The following is a 26,694-nucleotide window of genomic DNA, read 5'->3' as shown; positions in this document are numbered from 1 at the left end:
AAAGTGGCTACAGGGCGCGTAAATTCATGAAGAAAGTCTGAATGGCCGCTTGTGGAGCGCGCTGCGCCTCACTATCATCCCTGCAGGTTTTCCCGCGCGCATTTGCGCATAACGAAGAAGGAGACTTAGATGAACAAAGCAGAACTGATCGAAGCACTCGCCAAAAAAGCTGACGTTTCCAAAGCCGCAGCAGGTCGTCTGCTCGACGGTTTTCTCGAATCTGTCACGACCGAACTGAAGAAGGGTGGAAAAGTGACCCTGGTCGGTTTCGGTACCTTTGCCACCGGCAAACGTGCTGCCCGCACCGGCCGTAATCCGCGCACTGGCGCCACGATCAAGATTCCTGCTGCCAAGACTGCGAAGTTCACTGCAGGCGCTGCGCTGAAGAAGTCGATCAACAAGAAGTAACCGGTTTCCTTTCCCGGGGCCGCGGAGAATCCGCAGCCCCGGATGAACTGTCCGGCATGACCCAGGAAGTGCATGCTTGCCCGGCAGGAATAACGGAGGTGTCCGCACTGCGGCACCTCCGTTTTCATTGGGCGTCACCGAATTCATGGGTCGCCGCAGTCGGTCTCCTGCGCACGCTCTGCAGTCTGGCGGTACTCGCTGCACGCGATTTGTGTTCTCCAGGTCTGCGACAGGCAAGCAGCGCACGGGTTCGATGGCGCACGCTACCATCGCGAAATCAATCCTGTTCATGCCCCGCAAATGATCATTGTCCTGTCTCCCGCCAAATCGCTCGACTACGAATCAACCTTGCCCGCTGCCAGCGCGACGCGGCCCGACTTTCTCGATCGTTCGGCCGTGCTGGTGGATATCCTGAAGTCGAGAAGTCCGGCCGCCCTCGCATCGCTGATGAGCATTTCCGAGCCGCTGGCCGCGCTGAATGCCGCACGCTACGCCGACTGGACGCCGGACTACGACGCCCCGCGCGGGCGTCCGGCCGCGCTGGCGTTCAACGGGGACGTGTACGACGGACTCGATGCCCGCTCGCTCGACCGTGCCGGGCTCGACTGGCTGCAGCAGCATGTGCGCATCCTGTCCGGGCTGTACGGGGTGCTGCGTCCGCTTGACCTGATGCTGCCCTACCGGCTGGAAATGAGTACCCGGCTGGTCAATCCGTCGGGCAGGGATCTGTACGCGTTCTGGGGCGAACTGCCGACGCAGGCGCTGAACGCCCTGCTGGAGAACGATTCGCGGCCGGTACTGGTCAACCTCGCCAGCGACGAGTACTTCAAGGCCGTGAAGCGCAAGACGCTCAAGGCGGAAGTGATCCAGCCGGTGTTCCAGGACTGGAAGGGCGGCACCTACAAGGTGATCAGCTTTTTCGCCAAGCGTGCCCGTGGCCTGATGGCACGCTACGCCGCCGACCATCGCATCGATGACGTCGAGGCACTGCGGGACTTTGCCGTCGACGGCTACGCATTCGACGTCAAGGCGTCGTCGGACACGCAGTGGATCTACAGAAGACGCCTCGCCTGAGGCCATAAAAAGCACCACCCATCACGAGGAGATCTGACCATGACCCGCCAACAACATCTGCTGACGGCACTTGCCGCGACATTTTGCCTGCTCGGCGCGAGCGCCGGTTCGGCCGCGCAGGACAACCAGTCCGACCGTTTTTTCCGCGAATGCCGGGCTGCGTGGGCCGACAACAACATCGGTCTGGCCGATGAGCTCTGCTACAAGGCGCTGATGCACCCGGATGTGAACGCGATCACCCCGGATGCCAAGTCGCAGCGCCTGTACAACTATGCACAACTGAAGCGCATGCTCGGCAACTGGGAAGGTGCTGAGGAGCTGTTGCGCGAATCGCTGACCATCGAGGAAAAGCGAGCCGGCAGCGCCCCGGACCTGCCGCTGGCCCGTCGCCTCGCCGAACTGTCGATCGCCTGCGCTGCGCAGAACAAGTGGTCCGAAGGCATCGACATGATCGAGCGCCTGTACCCGGTTGCCGGCCAGTTCCAGGGCGGCGAGCGTGCCGCGATCAGCGAACTGTTCCGCAACTACGTGCCGCAGGTGGCGACCGCCGGCAAGATGGATCTGGCGCGCCAGCTGAACGAGTTCTCGGACTCGGTGCCTGCACGCGAGCCCGGCTTCATCAATCGCTGAGGAGGATTGGCCGTGGATTCGAGCGCAGCAAAACCTGCAAGCGGCATGCCGGGCGATCCGGAACGGCGCGACTTCCTGCGCACCGCAACGGTGGCCGGTTTCGCGCTGGCCGCGCAACCGGTGATGGCGCAGCAGATCATCACGACGCCCGCGACGGGTCTGGATACCGGCATGGCCGAAGTCGGTACGGCCGATGCGCAGAAGCTGCCGGTCTATTTCGCCCGCCCGGCCGCCACGCCGAAACCGCCGGTGGTGCTGGTGGTGCAGGAAATCTTCGGCGTGCACGAACATATCCGTGACGTCTGCCGGCGCTTTGCCCGGGCTGGTTACTTCGCGATCGCGCCCGAGCTGTACTTTCGCCAGGGTGATCCGTCGAAGATCAGCAGCGTGCCGGAAATACTCGAACGCATCGTGTCGCGCGTCGGTGATGCGCAGGTGATGAGCGATCTCGACAGCTGTGTCGCCTGGGCAGCACAGGCCGGCGGCGACGCGGCCCGTCTGGCGGCAACCGGTTTCTGCTGGGGCGGCCGCATCACCTGGCTGTATGCCGCGCACCAGCCTGCATTGCGCGCCGGCGTTGCGTGGTACGGCAAGCTCGACGGCCTGCCGGGTGAGCTCACGCCGAACCACCCGATCGATCTGGCCGACGCGCTCAAGGCGCCGGTGCTCGGCCTGTACGGCGGCAAGGATCAGGGGATTCCGAACAGCGACGTCGACGCCATGCGCGATGCCCTGTCGAAGTCACCTGCCGATGCGGCACGCCGCTCGAACATCGTGCTGTATCCGGAGGCGCCGCACGGTTTTCACGCCGACTTCCGGCCGAGCTACCGTGAAGTCGATGCCAGGGACGGCTGGCAGCGCTGCCTGGCCTGGATGGCCGCCAACGGCGCTTGACGCCGTCGACTGCGCTCCGTCCGCGAGCCTCTGTGGGCGAACGTCAGTGGGCCGAGTGCGGTGTTGCGTGCGCCAGCCCGAGTGAAACGGTGGCCTTGGCATGCGTCAGGTCGCGCGCCGAACCGCTGCCGAACAGGCAGGCCGCCACCTGGTTGAGCAGCGGTTGCGGGATGGCGCGATGACCTTCCAGCATTTCACGTATGCAGTCACTGGTGGCCTCGATGTTTTCCGCCTGCGGCAGCGGATTGACCAGCTGCGGCGTGCCGGTTTCGGCTTCGAACAGCGTGCGGGCGGTGTGGTGCTCGAACATCTGGATGCGCGGCCGGCGCATCGGGTCGGCAAATGAATCGTCATCGGGGGCGCGCATCAGCAGCGCCCGTTCCGGTGTGCGCAGGAACATGTCGTGCAGTCGCGACAACAGCTGGGCGTCGGCGACGCAGATCACGCGCAGGCTGCGCAGCGGTGCCGGATCGAGCAATTTGGCGACGACGTGCGCCGTGTTGCGATTGCCCATGCGATCCCGCAAGCGGATCAGGCTGTCCAGCGACGGGCTGAGCATTTCGGTCGGCACCACGGCGCAGCGCCCGGAATTCAGCGTGGTCTGCGCATCGGCCAGACTGCTGCAGGGTGCATGGCCGAGCCGTTCAAACACGTCGATGCTGCCCGCCCGCGCACCATGGCCCACGAGCCCATGCACCAGCACGGGCACTTCGAGTCGCGCCAGCATCAGCGCGAGCAGCGGCATCAGGTTGGGTGCCCTGCCGGCGCGCGAATAGCTCGGAATGACCACCATGCGAGGCCGATGCTGCGGTAGCTCGATGACCGGGACCCGTTCGTTGAGCGCGCGCGCAAAGCCGGCCAGTTCGTCGGCTGATTCGTTCTTCCAGCGCAGGCTGGCCAGCACGGCACCGAGTTCGAGCGCCGGAATGCGGCCGTCGAGCATGTCGGCGAACAGGCCGTAAGCCTCTTCTTCCGCCAGATCCCGGCCTTCGTCGCCGCCACGGCCGAGCGCGGACAGCATGTCTGTCAGGGTCTGTTGGCTCAACATCGCGGCGCTCGCTCCAGGCTCATGTTCGTATCCTCGAAATATTGTTATGCCGCCTGCCGTCGTGCATCGAGCATGCGTTTCAACTCGGGTACACAGGAGCCGCATGAGGTGCCGCAACGCAGTGACTGCTGCAGCGACACCAGATCCGCTCCGTCATCGATGGCACGCACGATGTCGGGTTCGGCCACATCGAGGCAATTGCACACGATGCGCCCGCGCGTGGCGGTGGCCACCGGCGGCGTGACCAGCGGTGCGAACAGCCAGCGCCGCAGGTCGGTCGTCGGCTGCCGCCCGGTCATGACGTCGCGCAGCCAGCCAGCTGCGGCGGTTTCGCCGGTCAGCCGGATGCCGGTCAGCAGCCCGTCCTCGATCAGTGCGCGTTTGGTGATGTCGCGCCGCGCGTCGCGATAGACCAGGCAGGCCGGGTTGTCGAGTGCGCAGATGCGGTCGATGTCGGCCAGCCATTCGTCCGGAATCGGCGTGTCGTGCGCGATGCGCAGCACCAGCACCGGGCGCTCGCGGCCGGCCAGCGACAGCGCGGCGTAGGCAAAGCGCGCCAGTACCGGGGCCAGCGCTTCCGACCGTTGCAGCGCGGCACTGACGGCGGCCTCGTCGCTGGCTTCGGTGCGCAGCAGCAGCGCATGGTGCGGCAGCTCGGCGCGCGCGATCTGCACCGCGGCGTGCTTGAGCTCGGGCTGCTTCGAATACGGGTCGGTCCGGCCGGCCGTCAGTGCATTGGCGCCGCTGTTCGACAGGGTGTTGCGCCCCCAGTGCATCGCGACGAAGGCGCTGCCCGGTCGCTGGGCTGCGCTGGCATGCGCGCGCAGCACGATGTTGCCGCGCCGGCTGCGGATGCGCACGAGGTCGCCGTCGGCCAGACCGCGGCGTGCCAAATCGTCGGCGTGCACCTCGACGCGCGGCTCGTCGACATGGCTGTACAGCTGCGCCACCTGGCCGGTGCGGCTCATGCAGTGCCACTGGTCGCGCAGGCGGCCGGTATTCAGGTGCAGCGGAAAGCGGGCATCGATCTTTTCCGCAGTGGTGGTGGTGACCGGTACGACAAAGCGTGCGCGGCCGTCCGCTGTCGCGAACTTGCGCTCGGTGTAGAGGCGGGAGCGGCCGGTATCGGCACCGGCGGGAAAGGGCCACTGCTGCGGACCGAGCCGGTCGAGCAGGGCGTAGCTCAGGCCGGTGATGTCGAGGTCGCGTCCGCGGGTGGTTTCGGTGTGCTCGCTGAACAGCTGTTCAACGGTGTCATAGGGGAACAGGCTCAGCGCGTCGCGGCCGAGCCGGGGCGCGAGCGCGTGTGCGAACTCGCAGGCGATGCGCCAGTCGGCGCGCGCTTCGCCCGGTGCCGGCAGTGCCGCCTTCACATGCGTGATGCGCCGTTCCGAATTGGTGACAGTGCCTTCCTTTTCGCCCCACGTGGTCGCCGGCAGCAGCAGATCGGCGAAGGCGGCCGTTTCGGTGCTGCGGCAGGCGTCCTGCACGACGACGAATTCAGCCGCCTGCAGCGCTTCGGTGATCAGCGCCTGATCGGGCATCGAATGCGCCGGATTGGTACAGGCGATCCAGATCGCCTTCACCTTGCCGCTGCGCACGCCCTCGAACAGTTCGACCGCGGTCAGGCCGGGTTGCGCCGGTACGTCATCGACGCCCCACAGACGGGCGACTTCGGCCCGGTGTGCCGGGTTGGCGAGGTCCCGATGGCCGGACAGCAGATTGGCCATGCCGCCGACTTCGCGCCCGCCCATCGCATTGGGTTGGCCGGTCAGCGAGAACGGACCGGCACCCGGGCGGCCGATCTGGCCGGTGGCCAGATGCAGCGCGATCAGTGCCGTGCCGTTGTGCGTGCCGTGATGCGACTGGTTCAGGCCCTGACACCACATCGACATCGCAGCCTTCGCCGAACCGAACCACTGTGCCGCAGTGACGATGTCTTCGGCACGCAGGCCGCATATCTCCGCGGCTACCGCCGGCGTCACGTCGCGGACGTGCCTGCGCAGTGCGTCGAAGCCTTCGGTGTGCGCACGAATGAAGGCGTCGTCGGCGTGACCTTCCCACAGCAGCACGTGCAGCATGGCGTTGAACAGCCAGACATCGGTGCCGGGCAGCAGCGGCAGATGCAGGTCGGCGTCGGACGCGGTGTCGGTGCGGCGCGGGTCGATGACGATCACCTTCAGCGCTGGATTGGCGCGCCGAGCGTCCTCGATGCGGCGATAGACGATGGGGTGGGCGTAGGCCGGATTGCCGCCGGCGATCAGCAGGCAGTCGGTGTGGTCGATGTCTTCGTAGGCGCAGGGCGGGGCGTCGGCGCCCAGCGTCATCTTGTAGGCCGACACGGCCGAACTCATGCACAGGCGCGAGTTGGTGTCGACATTGTTGGTGCCGATCAGTCCCTTTGCCAGCTTGTTGAAGGCGTAGTAATCCTCGGTCAGCAGCTGGCCGGAAATGTAGAAGGCGACGGCGTCCGGGCCGTGCGCATCGATGATGGCCGCAAACCGGTCTGCGGCATGGTCGAGCGCAGCATCCCAGCCCACACGTGTGCGCGGCGCATCGCGGCCGAGGCGCAGTTCCGGATGCAGGGCGCGCGTTTCCGGACGCGCGCTGAGGTGCAGCGTGGCGCCCTTGGTGCACAGCCGGCCGAAATTCGCCGGATGCTCGGGGTCGCCGCGCACACCGCTGATACGGCTGCCGTCGTGTTCGATGATCACGCCGCACCCGACACCGCAGTAGCAGCAGGTCGAGCGGGTTTCGTGTTGCTTATCGGTCATTGTTGTCTCCGCCAGACATTTAGCAAGGCGTATGCCACGTTACTGAAGGCTGGTTTTTGCGTCTGGGCGAGCGCTTTTGCCGCGAAGCCGTACGCGTGCGCTCCGTCGCGGGGCGCGGTGAACGGTGCATGCATGCCACTGGTGCGCGCTGCGCGCGGTCCTTACGAAAGCAGTGCCCATAGCAGCAACAGATTCAACAGCGCCGATACGGTCAGCAATACGCGCAGCAGCCGCAGCGATGCGCGTTCGATCAGCGGTGTGCGTCGGGGCAGCGCAAGCGGGCGGTGTGCGCCACGCTCCAGCGCGAGCAGGAACTCCTCGGCGGTTTCGAAGCGCGCTTCGGGTGCGCGGGCAACGGCCTTGAGCAGCGCCGCTTCAAGCCATTCCGGCGTTTCCGGGCGAAAACGCGTGGGCGGCAGCGGATCGCCGAAGCGCGGTCGCTGGAAAGGTTCGACCTCGCCATACGGATAACGCCGGGTCAGCAGTTCGTACAGCGTGACGCCGAGCGCGAACAGGTCGCTCGACTCGCTGGCAGTCGCGCCGGCGAACAGTTCCGGTGCCATGTAGCTGGGCGTGCCGGGGTTGTTGATTTCGCCGAAAGCCTCGCCATCGGATGCCGCGACGCCGAGATCGAGTACGCGCAATGCGCCCTGGGCGTCCAGGTGCAGGTTGTCCGGCTTGATGTCGCGATGCACGATGCCGAGCCGGTGCAATGTGCCGAGCGCGCGCAGGACGATGCAGCCCAGCCGCACAATCTGTTCGATATCGAAATGATGTCCCGCATCGAGCCGGGCCCGCAGCGTCGCCCCCTCGTGCCAGCTCATCAGGTAATACAGGCTGCTTCGTGCAGCATGGTTCGATACCTGCGGAAACAGTGGCGACACGACCCGGCGCGCCAGCCATTCCTCATGCACCAGGGCGGCGATGGCATCCGGGTCGGCCGCGTCGGCACGCAAGGTCTTGAGCACCTTGATGTCGCCGCTGGCGGTGTCGCGCACTCGATACAGCAGCGTTACGCGCGATTCGTGCAGCACCGCCTCGATCTTCAGTCCGTCGATGACATCACCCGGGTGCAGTCGCGGCGGCAGTTCAAGCTGCGCAGCCTGCGCAAGGCGGTCGCGCAGCGCCGCCTGCCCCAGCGCGTCGACGCGCACCACCAGCGCGGTGCAGTTGTCATTGGCGCCGCGCGCTTCGGCCTGCAGCACCAGCGCCGAAGCCAGCGACTCCGGTTCGCTGCGGCGTGCCAGTTCGCCGGCGATGCCTTCGTCGTGCAGTGTGTTCCACACGCCATCGCTCAGCAGTACGAAGCAGTCGCCGATCTCGAGTTCGCCATCGGCGTGGTCGACGGCAAGGCGGGCATCGAGCCCGACCGCGCGGTGCAGCACATTCGACAGCTCCGGATGCGCCCATGTATGGTCTTCGGTCAGGCGCGTCAGTGCCCCGGCACGATACAGATAGATGCGTGAATCGCCGACGTGGGCCAGATGCCAGCGCGTGCCGCGCAGTACCAGTGCGGACAGCGTGGTGGCCATGCCGGCGGTTTCGCGGGTGCGCGCGGCGTGCGCGATGAGCCAGCGATTGAGCGCACCGAGCACCCGGTCGATCGACTGCGTGATGCTCCAGGTATCGGGTGTGGCGTAGTAGTCGTTCAGCAGGCCGCGCACGGTGAGCTCGGCCGCCTCCCGTCCGTTGGCATGGCCGCCGACGCCATCGGCCACGGCGAACAGCAAGCCCCTGGCATCCAGCGTCTCGCCGGCGGGCGTCACCGCACCCGCAAAATCCTCGTTGCGCGGTCGCGGTCCGGCGATCGAACACTGACCGATGGACACCTTCAATGTCATGACCGGAAATCCCGCGTCAGATGCGTGCATTGGTGAGATGGGCCGCCCCCCAGGTGGTACGCCAGCGCGTCTTCACCCGCGTCAGCCCGATCAGCGCCAGCACGGCCAGCAGCCCGAAAATGACAAAGCCGGTCTGGTAGCTGCCGGTCGCTTCGCGCGAATAGCCGAGCGACGACGCCAGATAGAAGCCGCCGATGCCGCCAGCCATGCCGACCAGGCCGGTCATGACGCCGATTTCGCGCCGGAAGCGCTGCGGCACCAGCTGGAACACCGCGCCATTGCCCATGCCCAGCGCCAGCATGGCGCCGACGAACACGACCACCGCCATCCAGGCCTGCGGCAGGCCGAAGCTCACGCCGAACAGGAAGGCGGCAGCGATCACATACATGACGGTGAGGGTGCGGATGCCGCCGATGCGGTCGGCCAGATTGCCGCCGATCGGCCGCACCAGCGAGCCGGCGAACACACAGGCGGCGGTGAAGTAACCCGCCATCTGCGCGTCCAGCCCGTACTGGGTGTTGAAATAGATGGTCAGCGACGACGCCAGCCCGACGAAGCCGCCGAAGGTGACGCTGTAGAAGAACATGAACCACCAGGCGTCGCGGTCCTTCAGCACCTTCAGGTATTCGGCCAGCGTCTTGGGTGGCGGGCATTCCGGCGCATCCTTTGCCACCAGCAGATAGAAGATGAATACCGCCACCAGCGGAATCAGCGCCAGACCGAACACATTGATCCAGCCGAACGCCGCCGCCAGCCCCGGCGCAAACAGCGCAGCCAGTGCGGTGCCGGAATTGCCCGCGCCGGCGATGCCCAGCGCCGTGCCCTGGTGTTCCGGCGGATACCAGCGCGATGCCAGTGGCAGCGCCACCGCGAACGCGGCGCCGGCGAAGCCGAGGAAGCAGCCCAGCAACAGCGCCTGTTCATAGCTGTGGATGCCGAACTGCCAGGCGACGAACATCGCTGCGATGACGATGACCTGGCCGATGGCGCCGGCCTTCTTCGGCTGCAGGTGGTCAACCAGCACGCCCATCAGCATGCGCAGCAGCGCACCGGCCAGTACCGGTACCGCGACCATGAAGCCCTTCTGCGCGTGCGTCAGGTGCAGGTCCTGGGCGATCTGCACGCCGAGCGGGCCGAGCAGCACCCACACCATGAAGGCGAGATCGAAGTAGAGAAAGGCGGCAAACAGCGTGGGCGTGTGGCCGGCCTTGAGAAATGCTTTCCTGTCCATCGGTGGATGACCTCCCCGTGACGAATCGGTCTTGCGCGCGTCGTTGCGGGCAGACCTTCTTCGGGATTGCTGTGAATGAAATGAGTGAGCCGCTGAGCTTCGCCAGGCGGCGTTTCGGTAATCGTTTGTAGGTTGGTGTGAGCGCAGCGATGCCCAACATGCCGATGCCACCGATTGCGATGCGTATCGAGCTCTTGTTGGGCATCGCTGCGCTCACCCCAACCTACGGGACCGCGTTCACCCCGAACAACGGGGCGTACGCGGTGGGTCAGGCTTTCAGCAGTACCTGTCCTTTCTCGACCTTCACTTCGAAGCTGCGTGTGCAGCCGACGTCCGGTGCAACGGCGTCGCCCGAGTCGAGCTGGATCTTCCAGCTGTGCAGCGGGCAGGTGACGGTGTTGCCATGCACGATGCCCTGCGACAGTGGGCCGCCCTTGTGCGGACACTTGTCGTGCACCGCGAAAACCTCGCTGTCATTGCGGAAGATGGCGATGTCGCCGGTGTCGCTGCGCACGACGCGCGAGCCCAGATGTGGAATGTCTTCGAGCGCGCAGACCGGCGCCCAGGTGGAGGTTTCGATGCTCATGAGGGTTCCTGTATGTGTATCTGGAGGGGCTGGGGGCTAGGGGTGAGGGGCCAGGGAACAGGCGCGGCTTTGCCGCGCGAGAGGAGGTGCTGTTGCCAGCCCCCAGCCTTTAGCCTCTGGCCCCTCATCCCTGAATCAAGCCTGCATGGCCTGGCGGATGGCGATGGTGCGGAATTCGCGGCCCAGTTCGGACTTCGCGTCGGCCTGCGCGCGTTCCAGCCACGGGTCCTTGTAGTCCTGCAGCGCAAACAGCAGGCGCTCGTACAGCGCCTTGCGGTTTTCGGCGTCGTCGACCACCTTGCCCTTCACGTAGTCCAGGCCAACGCGGTCGATGTAATGCACGGTGCGTTCGAGATACCAGCCTTCTTCGCGATAGAGCTGCAGGAAGGCGCCGGAGTACTCCATCACCTCGTCGTCGCTGGTCACCTTGCAGAAGAACTGCGCGACTTCGGTCTTGATGCCGCCGTTGCCGGCGACATAGATTTCATAGCCGGATTCAACACCGATGACGCCGACGTCCTTGATGCCGGCTTCGGCGCAGTTGCGCGGGCAGCCGGACACGGCCAGCTTCACCTTGTGCGGGCTGTACATGCCGAACAGCATCTTTTCGAGCTTGACGCCCAGACCCATCGACAGCTGGGTACCGAAGCGGCAGTGCTCGGCGCCGACGCAGGTCTTCACGGTGCGCAGGCTCTTGCCGTAGGCGTGGCCCGACACCATGCCGGCCTGCGCGAGGTCGGCCCACATGGCGGGCAGGTCGTCCTTCTTCACGCCCAGCAGGTCGATGCGCTGGCCGCCGGTCACCTTCACCGTCGGCACCTGATACTTCTCGGCCGCGTCGGCGATGGCGCGCAACTCATTCGGCGTGGTGAGTCCGCCCCACATGCGCGGTACGACCGAATAGGTACCGTCCTTCTGGATGTTGGCGTGCGCCCGTTCGTTGATGTAGCGGCTCTGCGGATCGTCCTTCGCCTCGTGCGGCCAGCTCGACTGCACGTAGTAATTGAGTGCCGGACGGCAGGACGCACAGCCGTTGGGCGTCTTCCACTGCAGTTCGCGCATCACGGTCGGGATGTCGATGTAATGGCGGTCGCGGATCGCGGCGCGCACGTCGCCGTGGTTCATGTCGGTGCAGCCGCACATCGCCTTCGAGGTGGAGCTGGCAGGTGTGTAGGCGCCGCCGATGCACGAGGCGAGGATCTGTTCGACCAGGCCGGTGCATGAGCCGCAGGAACTTGACGCCTTGGTGTGCTTGCGTACGTCGTCCAGCGAAAACAGACCCTTTTCCTTGATCGCCTTGACGATGGTGCCCTTGCACACGCCGTTGCATCCGCACACTTCGGCCGTGTCCGGCATCGACGCGGCCTGGGTCTGACCCTTGTGGCCGACGTCGCCCAGATGGTTCTGGCCGAACATCAGGTGGTCGCGCACCGCGTGGATGTCCTGGCCGTCCTTGATCAGCTGGAAGTACCAGGCGCCATCCGCCGTGTCGCCATACAGGCAGGCGCCGACCAGACGTTCGCCTTCCAGCACCAGCCGCTTGTAGACGCCGCCCGACGGGTCGTGCAACACGATGTCATCGCAGCCCGGGCCGCCGGTGAAGTTGCCGGCCGAAAACACGTCGATGCCGGTCACCTTCAGCTTGGTCGAGGTGACCGAACCCTTGTAGGTGCCGATGCCGTACTGCGCGAGGTGGTTGGCGCACACCTTGGCCTGTTCGAACAGCGGTGCGACCAGGCCGTAGGCGATGCCGCGGTGGCTGACGCATTCGCCGACTGCGTAGATCTTCGGGTCGTAGGTCTGCATCGTGTCGTTGGCGACGATGCCGCGGTTGCAGTGGATGCCGGCCGATTCCGCCAGCGTGGTGTTCGGGCGGATGCCGGCGGCCATCACGACCAGATCGGCGGGAATCGTCTCGCCGCTCTTGAAGCGCACGGCCGATACACGGCCATCCGGTCCGGCGATCAGCGACTCGGTCTGCTTCTCCAGCAGGAAGGCCAGCCCCTTCTTCTCGAGTGAGGCCTGCAGCATGTCGGCCGATGGCCGGTCGAGCTGGCGTTCCATGATCCATGCGCCCAGATGCACCACGGTGACGTGCATGCCGCGCAGCGCCAGGCCGTTGGCCGCCTCCAGACCGAGCAGTCCGGCGCCGATCACGACCGCGTGCCGGTGGTTCGCTGCCGCCGCGATCATCGCGTCGGTGTCGGCGATGTCGCGATAGGCAATCACGCCCGGCAGGTCCTTGCCCGACACCGGCAGGATGAAGGGGTTGGAGCCGGTCGCCAGCAGCAGGCGGTCGTATTCGGCTTCGGTGCCGTCTTCGGCCACCACCTTGCGCGCCTTGCGGTCGATCTTCACGACCTTCTTGCCGGCATGCAGCGTGATGCCGTTGTCGCGGTACCAGTCCCAGTCATTCAGGATGATGTCCTGCACCGTCATTTCGCCAGCCAGTACCGGCGACAGCAGGATGCGGTTGTAGTTGGGATGCGGCTCGGCGCCGAACACGGTGATGTCGTACATCCCCGGTGCAATCTTGATCAGCTCTTCCAGCGTGCGACAGCCCGCCATCCCGTTGCCCACCATCACAAGACGTTTCTTTTCCATGGTCCGCTTCCTGCGAGTGCTGACCGCGAATCGCGCGGCCGACGATCCGGCAACGGCGTCGCCCGGCGGTCGGGTCGAGACCCCGCACGCGAGCGGACGCACGCATCGGCGTCGGCGCCGATGGCTGTCGGTTTCAAATGATCGTGACCGGCACATGCCGGTCGAATGGATATATGCCGGTTCCGGTCCGCCGCTGGACGAGGAAGCCGCTTGCTGCCGGGTCACATCGGGCGCCTGCGCCTGATGCGACATTGATGCTGTCGAGACGCGATGCTCGACGCGATGTAGGGGCGGTCAAAACCGCTCTGAGTGGTTGGCCCGATTCAGCGGTCGCGCATCGGGCGAGGCAGGACGCGTCGTTGCGTCGTGGTTGCCTGGCCTTTTATCCCTCCGGTCGGGTGCGCCGTGCGCCACCGGGTCGGCAGGAATGATCGGGACATGAACAGAACGTCGGTCAGGTTCCACCACGCATGGGTGCAACGTGACCGAAAGACACTAAGCAAATCCTTTGCCATCGTGTTCGCGGCTTGCCGGTATTCAGCGCCGGACCGGCGGAAACGCCCGTCCATCAAGGATTTCCGGTGGTCATCACACGGTTCGACGTGGTTCGGCGCTCACCTTCGGCACGCATTCGTTGCGCACCGCAGTGGCGGCTGTCGCGCACCGATGCACCCTTGTGGTGCGACGCCCTTGCCTTTCAAGAAATCAGCCCCCTTCTCCGTTAAGCAGTTCATGACTGACCGATCGATCTCATGTCCCGCCAGCCCGCACAGCCGTTCCGCAGATCGACTGGCATGGCTTCTGCTGACCGGCTGGCTGACAGCCAGTGGCTTTGCCTTGGCCGGACACATGCTGGACAAGCCTGCGGACCTCTGTACGAACCCGCGCACCCCGATTGTCACCAACAAGGTTTCGCCATGAACGAACACGTTCTCCAATCGGCCCATTCGGCTGCCGATCGCGTGATGCTGATCAGCGCCTCACTGCTGTCCATCGTCTGCATTGCGGTCGGTGCGGCGTACGGCGACCTGCTCGTTTCGCTGATGGTCGGCTTGCCGGCGGCGATCATGCCGCTGCTGATCCATCGCCTGGCACCGGGCGCACTGGTGACCCGCCTTGCCTGTGCCAGTGCCTTCATGGTGCTGGCAGCGCTGCTGATCCAGCTCACTGGCGGGCTGATCGAAGCGCACTTCACCATATTCGTCATGCTGGCCTTCCTGCTCTATTACCGTGACTGGCGCCCGATCGTGATGGCCGCCGGCGTGATCGCCGTGCATCACCTGGCGTTCAATTTCATGCAGGCAGCCGGTGTCGGCGTGTTCGTGTTCGCCGGTGGCGCGAATCTGTCGATGGTGTTCGTGCATGCAGCGTTCGTCGTGGCCGAGGCGGGGCTGCTGTGCTACATGGCGGTCGGCCTGAAGCGCGACGCCCTGCAGGCTGCCTGGATCGGCGACATCGCGGAGCGCATCGGTGCCGGCGATCTGGTGTCCGATGTGCCGCAGCACCCGGGCATGCCGCTGCTGGGCAGGATGGAATCGATGCGACTGAAGCTGGCGCAGACGGTCAGTCTGATCGTCACCGAGTCGGTCAGCGCGCGCAATGTGGCGGATACGCTGCGCGTCAATTCGGAACGCATCACGCGCTCGACCGGGGAGCAGTGCGAAGCGAGCGAACGCATGGCTGCCGCGGTTCATCAGATGACCACGTCGATCCAGCACATTGCCGGCGAAGCGGATGAAGCGAGTGCGCGTGTGCAGCGCAGCGGTCAATCGGCCGACAACGGGGTGGCTGTCATGCAGGGGCTGGCCGGCGACATCCGGCAGACCGGTGAAGCCATACACGAGGTGGAAAGCAGCATGGAGCTGATCGGCTCGCAGTTCGACAGCGTCAAATCCATCGTCGCGCTGATCAAGGAAATCGCCGACCAGACCAACCTGCTGGCGCTGAATGCCGCCATTGAAGCCGCCCGGGCCGGCGAGCAGGGACGTGGCTTTGCGGTGGTCGCGGACGAGGTGCGCAAACTGGCCGAACGCACCCGCCTGGCAACCGAAGACATCGCCCGCACGGTCGACGCGATGCAGACGAGCAAGGACCGCGCGCTCGAAAGCGTCGCGAATACGGTGGCAACGGCGCAGCGCGGGGTCGATCAGGTGGCATCGGTCAGCGATTCCATCGCCGCCGTGTCCTCCGAGATCGGCGCCATGATGAACATCATCGTCGGCATGTCGGATTCGATGCGCGAGCAGACGCGGGCGGCAACCGGCATCGCGCAGGGCATCGAACAGGTCACCGGGCTGGCGCACGACACTGCGGTGATCGCCGAGGAAGATCGCGCCACCGCCGCACGGCTCGGTGAAACGGCGGAATCGCTGGTCGGCGCAAGCCGGCAGTTCAAGCTCAACTAGGGTCCATCAAAGCGATACCGGGGTCTGCGTTGAAAACGCGGATCCCGCTTTTGCGTCAACACCCCGCAAGTTCCCGGCAAGCGTCGTACTGCGCCTGCAGCGGCGCCGGCAGCGGCAGGCGACCCGCCAGCAGCTCGCCGATCAACGCCGCATTGGCGGCTGCATCGATGCCGGCTTCCGGCTGGGTCAGCGCCGAGGCGCCGTCCTCTGCCTCGCACAACAGCCTTTCAGTGCCATCGAAGAAGCCGATCATCGATGGCCGGCGCGCCGGATTGGCATAGGCCTCGCCTTCGGTTCCGCGCAGCAGCATCGAATGGCCGCCATCCAGCCGCAGGAACTGCGTCATCTTGTCCAGATACTCCGGATGCGTCACCGGCACGACGCGCACGCTGCGCCCGGGCAGCGGATCGATCATCTTGGTCATCGAATGGGCCGAATTGCGCACGCCCAGCTGCGGCCGCAACGACAGCAGCGCATCCAGCCCCGGACTGAGTTTCGCGACCTGGATGCAGGCAATGCGCCGGTGCGCGAGCAGTTCGCCGGCGTGTGCGGCGCTGTCGGCCAGCGGCAGGTCGAGCGCGGCCAGCAGCGCAAACGGATCGGCCCGGCTTTCGAAATCGAAGTGGCCGTGGATCAGCACCGGCACCCCCTCGCGCGCCAGCATCATGGCGAGCAGCGGCATCAGGTTGGGGCGGCGGCGCGCGCCATTGTAGGTTGGCAGCACCACGGTGCGCGGGCCGGGCGGTGCCTCGACGCGGGTCAGGCGCGCGTCGAGCGCCGCCTTGAAACCCAGCAGTTCATCCAGTGATTCGCTCTTGATGCGCATCGCCAGCACGATGGCGCCCAGTTGCAGCGGCGGCACGCGACCGTCGAGCATGTCGCCGAACAGCGCCTGTGCGTCGTCGCGCGACAGCGCGCGTGCGCCCTTTGCGCCGCGGCCGATTTCCTTGATCTGTTTCGTGTAGTCCATGGGCCGGATTATGCCCGCGCGGGCGCCGCGGTCGGCTGCGTTATAGTCGTCAGTCCCTGCAGCGTCGGTACAGGCGCGCACAAACGAATCGAGGAGAACAGCATGAAGATTGGTTTCGTCGGACTGGGACTGATGGGGCGGCCGATGGCCGGGCACCTTGCCGCGGCCGGCCACAGCCTGCACCTGTGGGCACGTCGTCCGGAGTCGCTGCTGCCGTTCCGCGACAGCGATGCAACATTGCACGCGTCGATCGCCGATGTGGCGCGCGAGGCCGACATCGTGTTTTCGATGGTCGCCGACGCACCTGACGTCGAAGCGGTCGCGCTCGGCCCGCAGGGCGTTTCCGAGGGCGCAGCCGGACGCGCCGATCTGATCTTCGTCGACATGAGCACCATCGCGCCCGACGCCGCGCGTTCGATCGCCGCGCGGCTGGCGGCCAAGGGCGTGGCGATGATCGACGCGCCGGTATCGGGTGGCGAAGTGGGTGCCATCAATGCGGCGCTCACCATCATGGCCGGCGGACCGCAGGACGCCTTCGACCGCGTGCTGCCACTGTTCCAGCTGATGGGCAAGAACGTGACCCGGGTCGGCGACAGCGGTGCCGGACAGGTGGCCAAGGCCTGCAATCAGATCCTCACCGGTGTCGGCGTGCTGGCGCTGGCCGAAGCCTTTGCCTTCGCCGAAAAGAGCGGTGTCGACGCGGCACGCGTGCGCGAAGCGCTGCTCGGCGGCTTCGCCTACAGCCGCATCCTGGAGAACCACGGACAGCGCATGCTGGATCGCAATTTCAAGCCGGGCTTCAAATCGTGGATGCACCAGAAGGATCTGCGCATCGTGATGAACGAGGCGCACCAGATGGGGCTGGCGCTGCCTGCTTCCGCGGCGGCGGCTCAGATGCTCAATGCCATGGTCGGCCAGGGGCTGGGCGAGGAAGATTCGATCGCCGTGCTCAAGGTGCTGGAAGGTCTGGGCGGCATCGAAGGATGAAGGCCGGCTTCATCGGCCTGGGCGCGATGGGTCGCGCAATGGCCGCCAATCTGCTGCGCGCCGGACATGACGTCGCCGTGTGGGCGCGGCGCGCCGAGTCGATGGCGCCGCTGGTCGCACTCGGCGCCCGTGCGGCCGCGTCGCCCGCGGACTGCGCGCGCGGCGCCGATGCCGTGCTGTGCGTGGTGACGGCGGGACCGGACGTGCGTCAGGTCGCGCTCGGCGCCGACGGCGTGATCGAAGGCGCGTCGCCCGGCTGCGTGTTCATCGACCACAGCACGATTGCGCCCTCCACCGCGCGCGACATCGCCGATGCGCTGGCCCGACGCGGCATCGACATGCTCGATGCGCCGGTGTCCGGCGGCGAACGGGGCGCGATCGACGCGAGCCTGTCCATCATGGCGGGCGGCGATGCGGCGGTGTTCGAGCGCATGCGGCCGCTGCTGTCGTCGGTCGGCCGTACGCTGGTGCATGTCGGGCCGAACGGTGCCGGCCAGGTCGCCAAGGCGTGCAACCAGCTTCTGCTGTGCGCCTTCATCGAAGCGGCAGCCGAGGCGGCGCGGCTGGCCAGCGCGAACGGTGTCGATTTCGGCACGGTACGCGAGGCGGTGATGCACGGCTCGGCGGGATCCAGGGCACTCGACCTGTTTGGTGGAAAGATGGCTGCGCGCGATTTCTCGGCCGGCGTACAGGCCCGCCTGCACCACAAGGACATGGGCATCGTGCTCGGCGAGGCGGCCTCGCTCGGCCTCGCGATGCCCCTGTCAGCCGCGGTATGGCAGCAGCTCAATGCGCTGATGGGGCAGGGCGGCGCGACGCGCGATACCTCGGCGCTGCTGACCGTGCTCGAGGCATCGCCGGCCTGACGGCGCCTCGCCCGATGCGATTGTCTTCATTTCTGCGAGGGGGTTCGGTCCGCGCGCGCCTGCTGCTTCTGGTGCTCGCGCCACCCTTGCTGATGCTGCCGCTGCTGATCGGCCTGGTCGTGTACTGGGGCAATTCGGCGTACGACCGGTTGCTGGTATACAAGGTGAATGCGGAACTGACGATCGCCCGTCAGTACCTCGACCGGGTGCTCGAAGCGCAGAAGCTGGCGGTGGCCGGACTGGCCGGATCGGGCCGCCTGCGCAGCGCCCTGGGCGACGATGCGACGCTGGGCGCCATGCTGGCGCAGCAGGCCACGTCGCGCCGCTTCGACTACCTGCATCTGCTCGACGATGCCGGCCGCGTCATTGCCAGTTCCACCGACGAAGCCGGTCCGCATCGTACGCAGCCCGGCGATGTGCCGCGCAGGCACTGGCCGGTGGTCGCTGCGGCGCTGGCCGGTGAGGCGCAGGTGGCCCTGTCCATCTTCGACGCGCCCGAGCTCGAACAGATCGGCCCACCGCTGCGCGAGCGCGCCCGCCTCGCCATCGTTCCGACCGAAAACGCCCGCCCTGACCCGCGCACCGAAGAAGAGCGCGGCATGATGATTCATGTCGCCAGTCCGGTGGTCGACGCCCAGGGGCGGCAGATCGCGGTGCTCGAAGGCGGCCAGCTGCTGAACCGCAACCTCGACTTCGTCGATACGATCAACGATCTGGTCTACAACGATGGCGCGCTGCCGCTCGGATCGCGCGGCACCGCCACGCTGTTTCTCGACGACGTGCGCATCGCCACCAATGTGCGCATGTTCGGTGGCGACCGCGCGCTCGGCACGCGCGTGTCGGCGGCGGTGCGCCACCGCGTGCTCGACAACGGCGAGCGCTGGCTGGACCGCGCCTTCGTCGTGAACGACTGGTATGTGTCCGGCTACGAGCCGGTGGTCGACGGCGAGGGGCGGCGCGTCGGCATGCTGTATGTCGGTTTTCTCGAAGCACCGTTCCGCGACGTGAAGCAGAACATCCTGGCGGCATTGATCGCACTGTTCGCGCTCATCATGGCGACCGGGGTCGTGCTGTCGCTGCGCGGCGCGCGCAGCATCTTCAGGCCGATCGAGCGCATGGATGCGACGATCAGTGCGGTCGAGCAGGGCGACGCTGATGCGCGCACCGGTACCGTGTCGGGCGGCGAGGAAGTGGCCCGTCTGGCGGCCCACCTCGACACCCTGCTCGATACCGTGGCGGCGCGCGAGGCGGAACTGAAACAGCTCAACGCAGAACTTGACCACAAGGTGGTCGAGCGCACGGCGGAACTGCGCGCAACCCAGCGCCAGCTGGTCCGCTCGGAAAAACTGGCGGCAATCGGCCAGCTGACGGCCGGCGTGGCGCACGAAATCAACAATCCGATCGCCGTCATGCAGGGCAATCTGGACCTGATGCGCGACCTGCTGGGCGACGCTGCAAGCGGCGTCGCGACCGAAATCCGTCTGCTCGACGAACAGATCAACCGCATCCGGCTGATCGTCACGAAGCTGCTGCAGTACGCGCGGCCAGGTGAATTCGCCGGCTACATCGACGAGGTGGACGTGTCGGCGCTGCTGCGCGACACGCTGCCGCTGGTGCTGCATCAGGTGCCGGCACCGGCGGTCGACATCGTGTTCGATCTGCAGGCGAAGACGCGCGTGCGCATCAACCGCGACGAACTGCAGCAGGTGCTGGTCAACCTGATGGTCAACGCGCTGCACGCGATGCCCGGTGGCGGCACGCTGACACTGGCCAGCCGCGACCGGGACGAACCCGCCGGAGCGGGGCACGGTGCCGATATCCTGGTCCGCGACACCGGCCACGGCATTGCGGCGGAGAATCTGGGTCGCGTGTTCGACCCGTTTTTCACGACCAAGCGCGCCGAAGGCACCGGTCTCGGTCTGTCCGTGTCACTCGGTCTGGTCGAGCGCTATGGCGGCAGCATCACGGTGAGCAGCACGCCGGGCGAAGGCAGCTGCTTCACCGTGCACCTGCTGGCCGAGCCGGTGTTCCGCGGCAGCGATGGCGTGCCGTACGCCTGACGTGCGCCGGAGGGATTGGCCGCGGCCTGCCGCGGCAAGATACCGTTACCGAACGATCGAAAAACCGACCCGGAACTGGGCCGGGCCGCTGCGGTTGTAGTCGACCAGGCTTTCGCCATAGCCATTGAAGTACTGGAAGTGCAGGAAGCCGCCGGCGCCCGCATCCGCAATCAGCAGGCGCTTGAGCCGGTACGACAGGTCGACCTGCAGCGAACCCTGGCTGCCCGGATAGCTTTCTGCCTTGAGCAGCCAGCCGTCATCGTTGCCCACCTCGACGCCGAGCAGCGCATAGCCGCGATAGCGCGAAATGTCGCGGTTGGTCGGGTCGCGATCGGTGTAGTCGAATACCTTCAGCGAGGCGCCGACATGGGTGTTGTGGTCAAGGTCCCAGCGCCACGACGGCTTCACGAACAAGGTGTCGATCGAGCGGGACTCGTCGGCATCGCGACCGTTGGACTGATGTTCGTAACCGGCCTGGGCGCTGAAGGTGTGGCGCGAACCGATCTGCCGGTACGGGCCGAATTCGTAGAAGAAGCTGGGCTTGTAGACGCTGTCGCGGAACGGCTTGGAATCGGTGCTCCAGTCCCAGATCGACGTTTGCGTATAGCCGAAGTGCAGGCCGGTCAGCAGTTCGCCGACCGGAAGTTCGGTTGCCCAGCCGTCCGGGTCGAACAACCGGAACTTGAATGACAGCTGAAAGCGCGCCGTCGTGTCACCGCGCGAACCAGCCACGAAATAGACCGGCTCGTGCGTGGACAGACCCAGCCGGTTGCGGCCGAGGTTCACGACGCCGGCCGGCTCGTCAGTGGCGGCATCGGCGTTCGCGGCCCTCACTGCGGCCGGCGTCGTGACGGCCACGGCGCCGGCTGCCAGCGGCGCCGGCTTCAGTTGCACCAGCAGCACGCTGGACGCCGCGCTGGTCAGTTCGATGCGGCCGGTGCCTTCGAGATCGGTCGGGAATACCGCCGCATATTCGCGCCGGCCGGCCTCGGCCGGCGCACTCGCGCGCAATGCGACGTCGGCGGCCCGCACGCCGACGATGACGCGCGCCTTCAACGCGTCGGGCAGCGTTTCGCCAGCGGTGGAGATCACGGTCAGCGTCAGCGGCAGGCCCGGTTCGATCTGCGTCTGGCGCGTGGCGAGCAGCAGATCGGCCTGGGCGGGCAGGGTGGTCAGTGCCGCAAGCAGCCCGGCCAGCAGACCGATGGTCTGTCGGGAGAGGAAAAAAGGAGGGCGGGAAGTGCTGTGCATGGGAAAGCTCCGAGGAAGACCGCGCGATTGTGCGCCCTCCCGCCTGCTCATGCTGTCGCCGGCCCCGGCCTCCGGCTGTCACCGCACGCCTACACAGCCCGTCGCGTCACCACGACGTTTCCCGTTCCGGTGACGCGCTGATGCGGTGAATGGCCAGATCAGCACCCTCGTGCTCCTGTTCCGGATCAAGCCGGATACCGACGACAGCCTTCAGCAGGCCGTAAATGATGAAGCCGCCGACCAGTGCGATCAGCACGCCAGCGACGCTGCCCGCCAGTTGCGACATGAAACTCACATTGCCCAGACCACCCAGTGCTTCCATGCCGAAAATGCCGGCTGCAATGCCGCCCCAGGTGCCGCACAGGCCGTGCAGCGGCCACACGCCGAGCACGTCGTCGATCTTCCAGCGATTCTGGGTCAGCGTGAACATCCACACGAACAGCCCGCCGGCGACCGCGCCGGTCGCCAGAGCACCGAGCGGGTGCATCAGGTCCGATCCGGCGCACACGGCAACCAGTCCGGCCAGCGGTCCGTTGTGCGTGAAGCCCGGGTCATTGCGGCCGGCGACCAGCGCAGCCAGTGTGCCGCCGACCATGGCCATCAGCGAATTGACCGCCACCAGCCCGTTCACGCCTTCGAGCTTCTGGGCGCTCATCACGTTGAAGCCGAACCAGCCCACGGTCAGTATCCAGGCGCCCAGTGCGAGGAAAGGAATGCTCGACGGCGGATGCGCCGAAATGCCGCCGTCGCGCGAATAGCGTCCGCGCCGGGCGCCGAGCAGCAGCACCGCGGCGAGCGCGATCCAGCCGCCGACGGCGTGCACCACGATGGATCCCGCGAAGTCATGGAACGGATGGCCGAATTGCGCCTCCATCCACAACTGGAATCCGAAGTTGCCGTTCCAGACCATGCCTTCGAAGAACGGATAGAGCAGGCCGACGATCAGTGCCGTGGCCGCCACCTGCGGCCAGAAGCGTGCGCGCTCGGCGATGCCGCCGGACACGATGGCCGGAATGGCTGCCGCAAAGGTCAGCAGGAAGAAGAACTTCACCAGGTCGTAGCCGCTCGACTGGGTGAGGGCGGTCGCGCTGCCGAAGAAGCTGACACCGTAGGCGATGCCGTAGCCGACGAAGAAGTACAGCAAGGTCGAGACGCAGAAATCGACCAGGATCTTGACCAGGGCATTGACCTGATTCTTGCGCCTGACCGTGCCGACTTCGAGAAAGGCAAAACCGGCGTGCATCGCCAGCACCATGATGGCGCCGAGCAGTACGAACAACACATCGGTCGATGTCTTGAAACTTTCCATGATTCCTCCACGATTCACCGTGGCGGTGCAAAAAGCAAAGAGCGCACCAGCGGAAGGCATTCATGACGACGAATTGCACCGATCGTGTGCAGGAAAGTTGTTTCACGGAGGACGCGCCGTTGCGTGCACTGTTGCAGTGCAGAAGATCGGCCGGCCGAGGCAACGCTGCTGCGGCCCGCGTCACGCGGTATCGCACCAAATGGGTGCGTAATGGTGTGATTTACCTCAGAATGCGCGCCCTTGGTGCATCGGATGTCCTGCCTCTTCCTGGAGAAACGAGTGAAACACAGCAATTTCGGAACATTCATCGCCCACGTCGACACCCGCAATCCGGGGCAGCCGGAATACCTGCAGGCGGTAACGGAGGTCATGGAAAGCCTGTGGCCCTACATCGAAGCTCACCCGCGGCTTGCCGAACATGCGCTGCTCGACCGTCTGGTCGAACCCGAACGCGTGCTGATGTTCCGCGTGTCCTGGGTCGACGACAAAGGTGACGTGCAGGTCAATCGCGGCTACCGCATCCAGCACAACTCGGCCATCGGCCCGTACAAGGGTGGTATCCGCTTCCATCCGTCGGTGAATCTGTCGATCCTGAAGTTCCTGGCTTTCGAGCAGACCTTCAAGAACGCGCTGACCACGCTGCCGATGGGCGGCGGCAAGGGCGGTTCGGACTTCGATCCGAAAGGCCGCAGCCCGGGCGAAGTCATGCGTTTCTGCCAGGCCTTCGTGTCGGAACTGTTCCGTCACATCGGTTCCGACACCGATGTGCCGGCGGGCGATATCGGCGTCGGTGGCCGCGAGGTCGGCTTCATGGCCGGCATGATGAAGAAACTGAGCAATCGCGCCGACTGCGTGTTCACCGGCAAGGGCCTCAGCTTCGGCGGTTCGCTGATACGGCCCGAGGCGACCGGTTATGGCACGGTGTATTTCGCCGAGGAAATGCTGTGCCATGCCGGCCACTCGATGGACGGCATGCGCGTCGCGGTGTCCGGTTCGGGCAACGTCGCGCAGTACGCGATCGAAAAGGCGATGGCCTTCGGCGCGCGCGTCGTGACGGCGTCGGATTCCGCTGGCACGGTGATCGACGAGGACGGCTTCACGCCGGAGAAACTGGCCATCCTGATGGACGTGAAGAACCGCGCCTATGGTCGCATCAGCGATTACGCAAGGCAGATCGGCGCGCGCTTCGAGGCCGGTGTGCGCCCCTGGCAGGTGCCGGTCGGACTGGCCTTGCCGTGCGCGACGCAGAATGAACTGGACGAGCGCGATGCCCGCACGCTGATCGCCAATGGCGTGAAGTGCGTGGCCGAAGGTGCGAACATGCCATCGACCCTGGAAGCGGTGCGGGCATTCGAAGCGGCCGGCGTGCTGTATGCGCCGGGCAAGGCATCGAACGCCGGCGGTGTCGCGACTTCGGGTCTGGAAATGAGCCAGAACGCGATCCGGATGTCGTGGACGCGCGACGAAGTCGACGCCCGCCTGCTGCACATCATGCAGGGCATCCACGCCGCCTGCCTGCAGTACGGCAAGCGGCCGGATGGTCGCCTGAGCTATGTCGACGGTGCCAACATCGCCGGCTTCGTCAAGGTGGCCGACGCGATGCTGGCGCAGGGCGTGATCTGACAGTTGGTCAGGGCCTGTTCGCTGCGACGACGAGCAACTCGTCGTCGAGCCAGCGCGCCAGCCAGCCGCCGATCAGCGTCCGGGCATCTTCGGCGGTGACCGATTCGCACGCAGCGGCGAACGGGATACCGGATGCCATCGCCTCCAGCATCGCGGCTTCGTCGTCGCCGACCGACCGGAAGTGCGGCTGGAAGCCCTTGCGCCACACGAGCAGACTTCCCGGTTGCGTCAGCACTTCGACCGGTGGCGGGGCTTCGCTGCGGTCCATCGCGTGCCACAGGTCCAGCGTGTTGCGCGTGACAAACAACCATTGCGCCGTCGGGTGCAGGCGGAACACCACCTGCGCCCAGTCGTCGCCGTCGAAACTGCCGAGAATTTCGCCGGTGACCGGTTCGGCGTCGGCTCCGTCGAAGGCCTGGCGCATCGCCCAGTCGAGCCGGGCCAGTTCCGACACCTCGGGGTCGTCCGGCCACACCGCACCGAGCCAGTCGGCGAAGCGGTCGCCGAAGGGCCGCAGGCTGAACTGGCGTGGCGGGTGGTCGGCTATCCAGGCCAGCGCCGTCGATTCGAAGCGATCGTCGCCCAGCCATGCCCAGGTCTTGTCGAAGCTGTCCTTCAGCGTGTCGAGCAGGCGGACGCGGTAAGCATTGAAATAGATGTGCGCGCGGTCGGCCTTACCCAGACCGCCGGCGTCGGCCAGCGAATCCAGAAAGTCGTTCGGCCTGTCGTGCAGGTAATCGATGAACTGCGTCTGCAGGCTTGCGAGCGCGCTCATGCCACGGCCCTTTCGAACGGTGCGCTGTGCTTGGCGCGGATCGCGATGCGGCGGGCGCGGTCGAGTTCGCGCAGCAGTTCGGGCAGTTCCGGAATGTGGTCGTCGCGCTCGATCATCGTCGCCACGTTGCCGAACATGCCGCAGGCAATGTCATAGAGCGCCCACACTTCTTCGCACACCGGATGGTCGTGCGTATCGACCAGATGGTCGTCATGCGTCGAATGACCGGCCAGATGTATCTGCTGGATGCGGTTCGACGGCATCGCGTGCAGGAAGTCGAGCGCGTCGAAGCCGTGATTGACGCTGCTGACATAGATGTTATTGACGTCAAGCAGCAGCAGGCAATCCGCCTCGTCGGCCACCGCGCGGATGAAATCCCATTCGGTCGCATCCGACATGCCGTAGCCCAGATAGCTGGACACATTCTCGAGCACCAGCCGGCGCCCCAACTCGTGCTGCACCTGACCGATCCTGAGCACCAGCAGGCGGGCAGATTCTTCGGTGTACGGCAGCGGCAGCAGGTCATGCGAGTTGCGGCCGTTGATGCCGGTCCAGCAGATGTGATCGGAAATCCACAGTGGATCGATGCGATCGGCCAGCGCCTTCAGTCGGGCGAGGTAGTCGCGATCAAGCGGTTCGTCGGAGCCGATCGACAGCGCCACGCCGTGCATGGCCATCGGGTAGTCGGCGCGCAGCCGGTCGAGCATCGCCATCGGCTTGCCGCCGTCGACCATGAAGTTTTCCGAAATGATTTCCAGCCAGTCGAGCGGCGCCCGCTGTTCGAGCAGCGAGGCGTAGTGGGCAGGGCGCAATCCCAGCCCGAATCCGGGCGATTCACGCGTCAAGGTATTCATGGGGGCAGTCCGGTCCACCGGCGACCTTGCCGGAAAAAAACCGTTCGCGACCCGATCCCATATCCTCGCGGGTAGGCGATCGGTTCGCGAACGGTGGGAAGCAACGACAAGGGCGTGCTTACTTGGCGACCAGATCGCCGATGGTGCCGCCCTGCGTCAGGCAGTCCTTGGCCGGAACGCCCTTGAAACCGTGGCCCTTGCAGGCATTCTGGCCCTTGCAGCTGTGCTCTGCGGTGGCGCAGTCGCTGTTGCCCTTGCAGGCATGCAGGCCGTAGCAATGCACCTTGTCGCTGGCACCGATGGCCATGCCCTTCGAACCTGCCGGGGCATCCGCGGCAAAAACCGAACCGGACAGGGCGAGCGCAGCGGCAGCGGCGGCAATCGAAGCACCGAAATTCATTGTCGACATCATGTTCTCCTGGGTAATGGGCGTCTGTATGGGCGTGTGCCCGTGTGGGTCTGTGCGAGAACAACACCCGCCGGCCGGTGGCCCGCGCATTGCGC

At 65.9% G+C, this 26,694-nt stretch carries 22 protein-coding genes; 10 read left to right on the top strand and 12 right to left on the bottom strand.

The annotated features are described in order from the left end of the window. Positions 1 to 129: 129 nt before the first annotated feature. The 4 genes from Q8Q80_RS10810 to Q8Q80_RS10795 all read left to right on the top strand — a co-directional run bounded on the left by Q8Q80_RS10810 (position 130) and on the right by Q8Q80_RS10795 (position 3,006). Positions 130 to 408, top strand: coding sequence for an HU family DNA-binding protein (locus Q8Q80_RS10810; RefSeq protein WP_069040239.1), 279 nt, complete (start codon positions 130 to 132; stop codon positions 406 to 408). Between the two features lie 300 nt (positions 409 to 708). After that, a complete protein-coding gene (gene yaaA / locus Q8Q80_RS10805; RefSeq protein ID WP_305632912.1) occupies positions 709 to 1,482 on the top strand; it encodes a peroxide stress protein YaaA in 774 nt (257 codons plus the stop codon). Between the two features lie 39 nt (positions 1,483 to 1,521). Next, complete coding sequence (locus Q8Q80_RS10800) at positions 1,522 to 2,112, top strand: hypothetical protein (RefSeq protein WP_069040241.1); 591 nt, start codon at positions 1,522 to 1,524, stop codon at positions 2,110 to 2,112. Between the two features lie 12 nt (positions 2,113 to 2,124). After that, on the top strand, positions 2,125 to 3,006 hold the full coding sequence (locus Q8Q80_RS10795) for a dienelactone hydrolase family protein (RefSeq protein WP_305632911.1): 882 nt from the start codon (positions 2,125 to 2,127) through the stop codon (positions 3,004 to 3,006). 43 nt (positions 3,007 to 3,049) lie between these two features. Here Q8Q80_RS10795 and ybiB (Q8Q80_RS10790) read toward each other — a convergent pair whose 3' ends face one another. From ybiB (Q8Q80_RS10790) to nirB, 6 genes are all read right to left on the bottom strand, one after another. Further along, positions 3,050 to 4,054, bottom strand: coding sequence for a DNA-binding protein YbiB (gene ybiB / locus Q8Q80_RS10790; protein ID WP_305632910.1), 1,005 nt, complete (start codon positions 4,052 to 4,054; stop codon positions 3,050 to 3,052). A gap of 44 nt (positions 4,055 to 4,098) precedes the next feature. Then, positions 4,099 to 6,828 carry a nitrate reductase gene (locus Q8Q80_RS10785; RefSeq protein WP_305632909.1) on the bottom strand — a complete coding sequence of 910 codons (2,730 nt, stop codon included), beginning with the start codon at positions 6,826 to 6,828 and terminating at the stop codon, positions 4,099 to 4,101. Positions 6,829 to 6,989: 161 nt separating this feature from the next. Beyond that, the gene (locus tag Q8Q80_RS10780) at positions 6,990 to 8,669 is read right to left on the bottom strand and encodes a bifunctional protein-serine/threonine kinase/phosphatase (RefSeq protein ID WP_305632908.1); all 1,680 of its coding nucleotides are present in this window, start codon (positions 8,667 to 8,669) and stop codon (positions 6,990 to 6,992) included. A gap of 16 nt (positions 8,670 to 8,685) precedes the next feature. After that, a complete protein-coding gene (locus Q8Q80_RS10775; protein WP_305632907.1) occupies positions 8,686 to 9,900 on the bottom strand; it encodes a NarK/NasA family nitrate transporter in 1,215 nt (404 codons plus the stop codon). Between the two features lie 268 nt (positions 9,901 to 10,168). Continuing rightward, positions 10,169 to 10,486, bottom strand: a complete 318-nt coding sequence (nirD, locus tag Q8Q80_RS10770) for a nitrite reductase small subunit NirD (RefSeq protein WP_305632906.1) — start codon at positions 10,484 to 10,486, stop codon at positions 10,169 to 10,171. Positions 10,487 to 10,621: 135 nt separating this feature from the next. Continuing rightward, positions 10,622 to 13,090, bottom strand: a complete 2,469-nt coding sequence (gene nirB, locus Q8Q80_RS10765) for a nitrite reductase large subunit NirB (protein WP_305632905.1) — start codon at positions 13,088 to 13,090, stop codon at positions 10,622 to 10,624. On the opposite strand from nirB, the gene Q8Q80_RS10760 reads away from it, so the two are divergent. Then, the gene (locus tag Q8Q80_RS10760; RefSeq protein WP_305632904.1) at positions 13,089 to 13,334 is read left to right on the top strand and encodes a hypothetical protein; all 246 of its coding nucleotides are present in this window, start codon (positions 13,089 to 13,091) and stop codon (positions 13,332 to 13,334) included. The genes nirB and Q8Q80_RS10760 overlap by 2 nt on opposite strands. Positions 13,335 to 14,007: 673 nt before the next feature. Continuing rightward, positions 14,008 to 15,495 carry a methyl-accepting chemotaxis protein gene (locus Q8Q80_RS10755; protein WP_305632903.1) on the top strand — a complete coding sequence of 496 codons (1,488 nt, stop codon included), beginning with the start codon at positions 14,008 to 14,010 and terminating at the stop codon, positions 15,493 to 15,495. Positions 15,496 to 15,550: 55 nt separating this feature from the next. Here the strand turns inward: Q8Q80_RS10755 and ybiB (Q8Q80_RS10750) are convergent, their stop codons facing one another. After that, complete coding sequence (ybiB, locus tag Q8Q80_RS10750) at positions 15,551 to 16,465, bottom strand: DNA-binding protein YbiB (protein ID WP_305632902.1); 915 nt, start codon at positions 16,463 to 16,465, stop codon at positions 15,551 to 15,553. A 102-nt stretch (positions 16,466 to 16,567) separates the two neighbouring features. Between ybiB (Q8Q80_RS10750) and Q8Q80_RS10745 the strand changes: the two genes are divergently transcribed. Genes Q8Q80_RS10745 through Q8Q80_RS10735 form a run of 3 tightly spaced genes read left to right on the top strand, consistent with a single transcriptional unit; the run spans position 16,568 to position 20,378 of the window. Next, positions 16,568 to 17,452 (top strand): NAD(P)-dependent oxidoreductase, encoded by an 885-nt coding sequence (locus Q8Q80_RS10745; RefSeq protein ID WP_305632901.1) that lies wholly within the window; start codon positions 16,568 to 16,570, stop codon positions 17,450 to 17,452. Continuing rightward, positions 17,449 to 18,318, top strand: a complete 870-nt coding sequence (locus Q8Q80_RS10740) for an NAD(P)-dependent oxidoreductase (RefSeq protein ID WP_305632900.1) — start codon at positions 17,449 to 17,451, stop codon at positions 18,316 to 18,318. Before Q8Q80_RS10745 ends, Q8Q80_RS10740 begins: the two co-directional genes overlap by 4 nt. Positions 18,319 to 18,332: 14 nt before the next feature. Further along, positions 18,333 to 20,378, top strand: a complete 2,046-nt coding sequence (locus tag Q8Q80_RS10735; protein ID WP_305632899.1) for a HAMP domain-containing sensor histidine kinase — start codon at positions 18,333 to 18,335, stop codon at positions 20,376 to 20,378. Between the two features lie 45 nt (positions 20,379 to 20,423). On the opposite strand, the gene Q8Q80_RS10730 is transcribed toward Q8Q80_RS10735, so the two are convergent. Then, positions 20,424 to 21,629 carry a phospholipase A gene (locus Q8Q80_RS10730; RefSeq protein ID WP_305632898.1) on the bottom strand — a complete coding sequence of 402 codons (1,206 nt, stop codon included), beginning with the start codon at positions 21,627 to 21,629 and terminating at the stop codon, positions 20,424 to 20,426. 106 nt (positions 21,630 to 21,735) lie between these two features. After that, positions 21,736 to 22,938, bottom strand: a complete 1,203-nt coding sequence (locus tag Q8Q80_RS10725; protein WP_305632897.1) for an ammonium transporter — start codon at positions 22,936 to 22,938, stop codon at positions 21,736 to 21,738. 279 nt (positions 22,939 to 23,217) lie between these two features. Here Q8Q80_RS10725 and gdhA point away from each other — a divergent pair, with 279 nt between their 5' ends. Next, the gene (gdhA, locus tag Q8Q80_RS10720; RefSeq protein WP_305632896.1) at positions 23,218 to 24,561 is read left to right on the top strand and encodes an NADP-specific glutamate dehydrogenase; all 1,344 of its coding nucleotides are present in this window, start codon (positions 23,218 to 23,220) and stop codon (positions 24,559 to 24,561) included. 7 nt (positions 24,562 to 24,568) lie between these two features. Here the strand turns inward: gdhA and Q8Q80_RS10715 are convergent, their stop codons facing one another. From Q8Q80_RS10715 to Q8Q80_RS10705, 3 genes are all read right to left on the bottom strand, one after another. Continuing rightward, positions 24,569 to 25,336 carry a DNA-binding domain-containing protein gene (locus Q8Q80_RS10715; protein ID WP_305632895.1) on the bottom strand — a complete coding sequence of 256 codons (768 nt, stop codon included), beginning with the start codon at positions 25,334 to 25,336 and terminating at the stop codon, positions 24,569 to 24,571. Further along, positions 25,333 to 26,190: a DUF692 domain-containing protein gene (locus tag Q8Q80_RS10710; RefSeq protein ID WP_305632894.1), complete on the bottom strand. Its 858-nt coding sequence runs from the start codon at positions 26,188 to 26,190 to the stop codon at positions 25,333 to 25,335. The genes Q8Q80_RS10715 and Q8Q80_RS10710 overlap by 4 nt, the downstream gene beginning before the upstream one ends. Positions 26,191 to 26,308: 118 nt before the next feature. Further along, complete coding sequence (locus Q8Q80_RS10705; protein WP_257078588.1) at positions 26,309 to 26,599, bottom strand: hypothetical protein; 291 nt, start codon at positions 26,597 to 26,599, stop codon at positions 26,309 to 26,311. Between the last annotated feature and the right edge of the window lie 95 nt (positions 26,600 to 26,694).

Source organism: Methyloversatilis sp. (assembly GCF_030698125.1).
Classification (GTDB): domain Bacteria; phylum Pseudomonadota; class Gammaproteobacteria; order Burkholderiales; family Rhodocyclaceae; genus Methyloversatilis.
This window is presented reverse-complemented; position numbering and strand designations above follow the sequence as displayed.

Bases quoted from the DNA above. Each gene is read 5' to 3' on its own strand.
- Q8Q80_RS10810 (WP_069040239.1), top strand. From the start codon at position 130: ATGAACAAAGCAGAACTGATCGAAGCACTCGCCAAAAAAGCTGACGTT.
- yaaA (WP_305632912.1), top strand. From the start codon at position 709: ATGATCATTGTCCTGTCTCCCGCCAAATCGCTCGACTACGAATCAACC.
- Q8Q80_RS10800 (WP_069040241.1), top strand. From the start codon at position 1,522: ATGACCCGCCAACAACATCTGCTGACGGCACTTGCCGCGACATTTTGC.
- ybiB (WP_305632910.1), bottom strand. From the start codon at position 4,054: ATGTTGAGCCAACAGACCCTGACAGACATGCTGTCCGCGCTCGGCCGT.
- Q8Q80_RS10785 (WP_305632909.1), bottom strand. From the start codon at position 6,828: ATGACCGATAAGCAACACGAAACCCGCTCGACCTGCTGCTACTGCGGT.
- Q8Q80_RS10780 (WP_305632908.1), bottom strand. From the start codon at position 8,669: ATGACATTGAAGGTGTCCATCGGTCAGTGTTCGATCGCCGGACCGCGA.
- Q8Q80_RS10775 (WP_305632907.1), bottom strand. From the start codon at position 9,900: ATGGACAGGAAAGCATTTCTCAAGGCCGGCCACACGCCCACGCTGTTT.
- nirD (WP_305632906.1), bottom strand. From the start codon at position 10,486: ATGAGCATCGAAACCTCCACCTGGGCGCCGGTCTGCGCGCTCGAAGAC.
- Q8Q80_RS10760 (WP_305632904.1), top strand. From the start codon at position 13,089: ATGGTCCGCTTCCTGCGAGTGCTGACCGCGAATCGCGCGGCCGACGAT.
- nirB (WP_305632905.1), bottom strand. From the start codon at position 13,090: ATGGAAAAGAAACGTCTTGTGATGGTGGGCAACGGGATGGCGGGCTGT.
- Q8Q80_RS10755 (WP_305632903.1), top strand. From the start codon at position 14,008: ATGAACGAACACGTTCTCCAATCGGCCCATTCGGCTGCCGATCGCGTG.
- ybiB (WP_305632902.1), bottom strand. From the start codon at position 16,465: ATGGACTACACGAAACAGATCAAGGAAATCGGCCGCGGCGCAAAGGGC.
- Q8Q80_RS10745 (WP_305632901.1), top strand. From the start codon at position 16,568: ATGAAGATTGGTTTCGTCGGACTGGGACTGATGGGGCGGCCGATGGCC.
- Q8Q80_RS10740 (WP_305632900.1), top strand. From the start codon at position 17,449: ATGAAGGCCGGCTTCATCGGCCTGGGCGCGATGGGTCGCGCAATGGCC.
- Q8Q80_RS10735 (WP_305632899.1), top strand. From the start codon at position 18,333: ATGCGATTGTCTTCATTTCTGCGAGGGGGTTCGGTCCGCGCGCGCCTG.
- Q8Q80_RS10730 (WP_305632898.1), bottom strand. From the start codon at position 21,629: ATGCACAGCACTTCCCGCCCTCCTTTTTTCCTCTCCCGACAGACCATC.
- Q8Q80_RS10725 (WP_305632897.1), bottom strand. From the start codon at position 22,938: ATGGAAAGTTTCAAGACATCGACCGATGTGTTGTTCGTACTGCTCGGC.
- Q8Q80_RS10715 (WP_305632895.1), bottom strand. From the start codon at position 25,336: ATGAGCGCGCTCGCAAGCCTGCAGACGCAGTTCATCGATTACCTGCAC.
- Q8Q80_RS10710 (WP_305632894.1), bottom strand. From the start codon at position 26,190: ATGAATACCTTGACGCGTGAATCGCCCGGATTCGGGCTGGGATTGCGC.
- Q8Q80_RS10705 (WP_257078588.1), bottom strand. From the start codon at position 26,599: ATGTCGACAATGAATTTCGGTGCTTCGATTGCCGCCGCTGCCGCTGCG.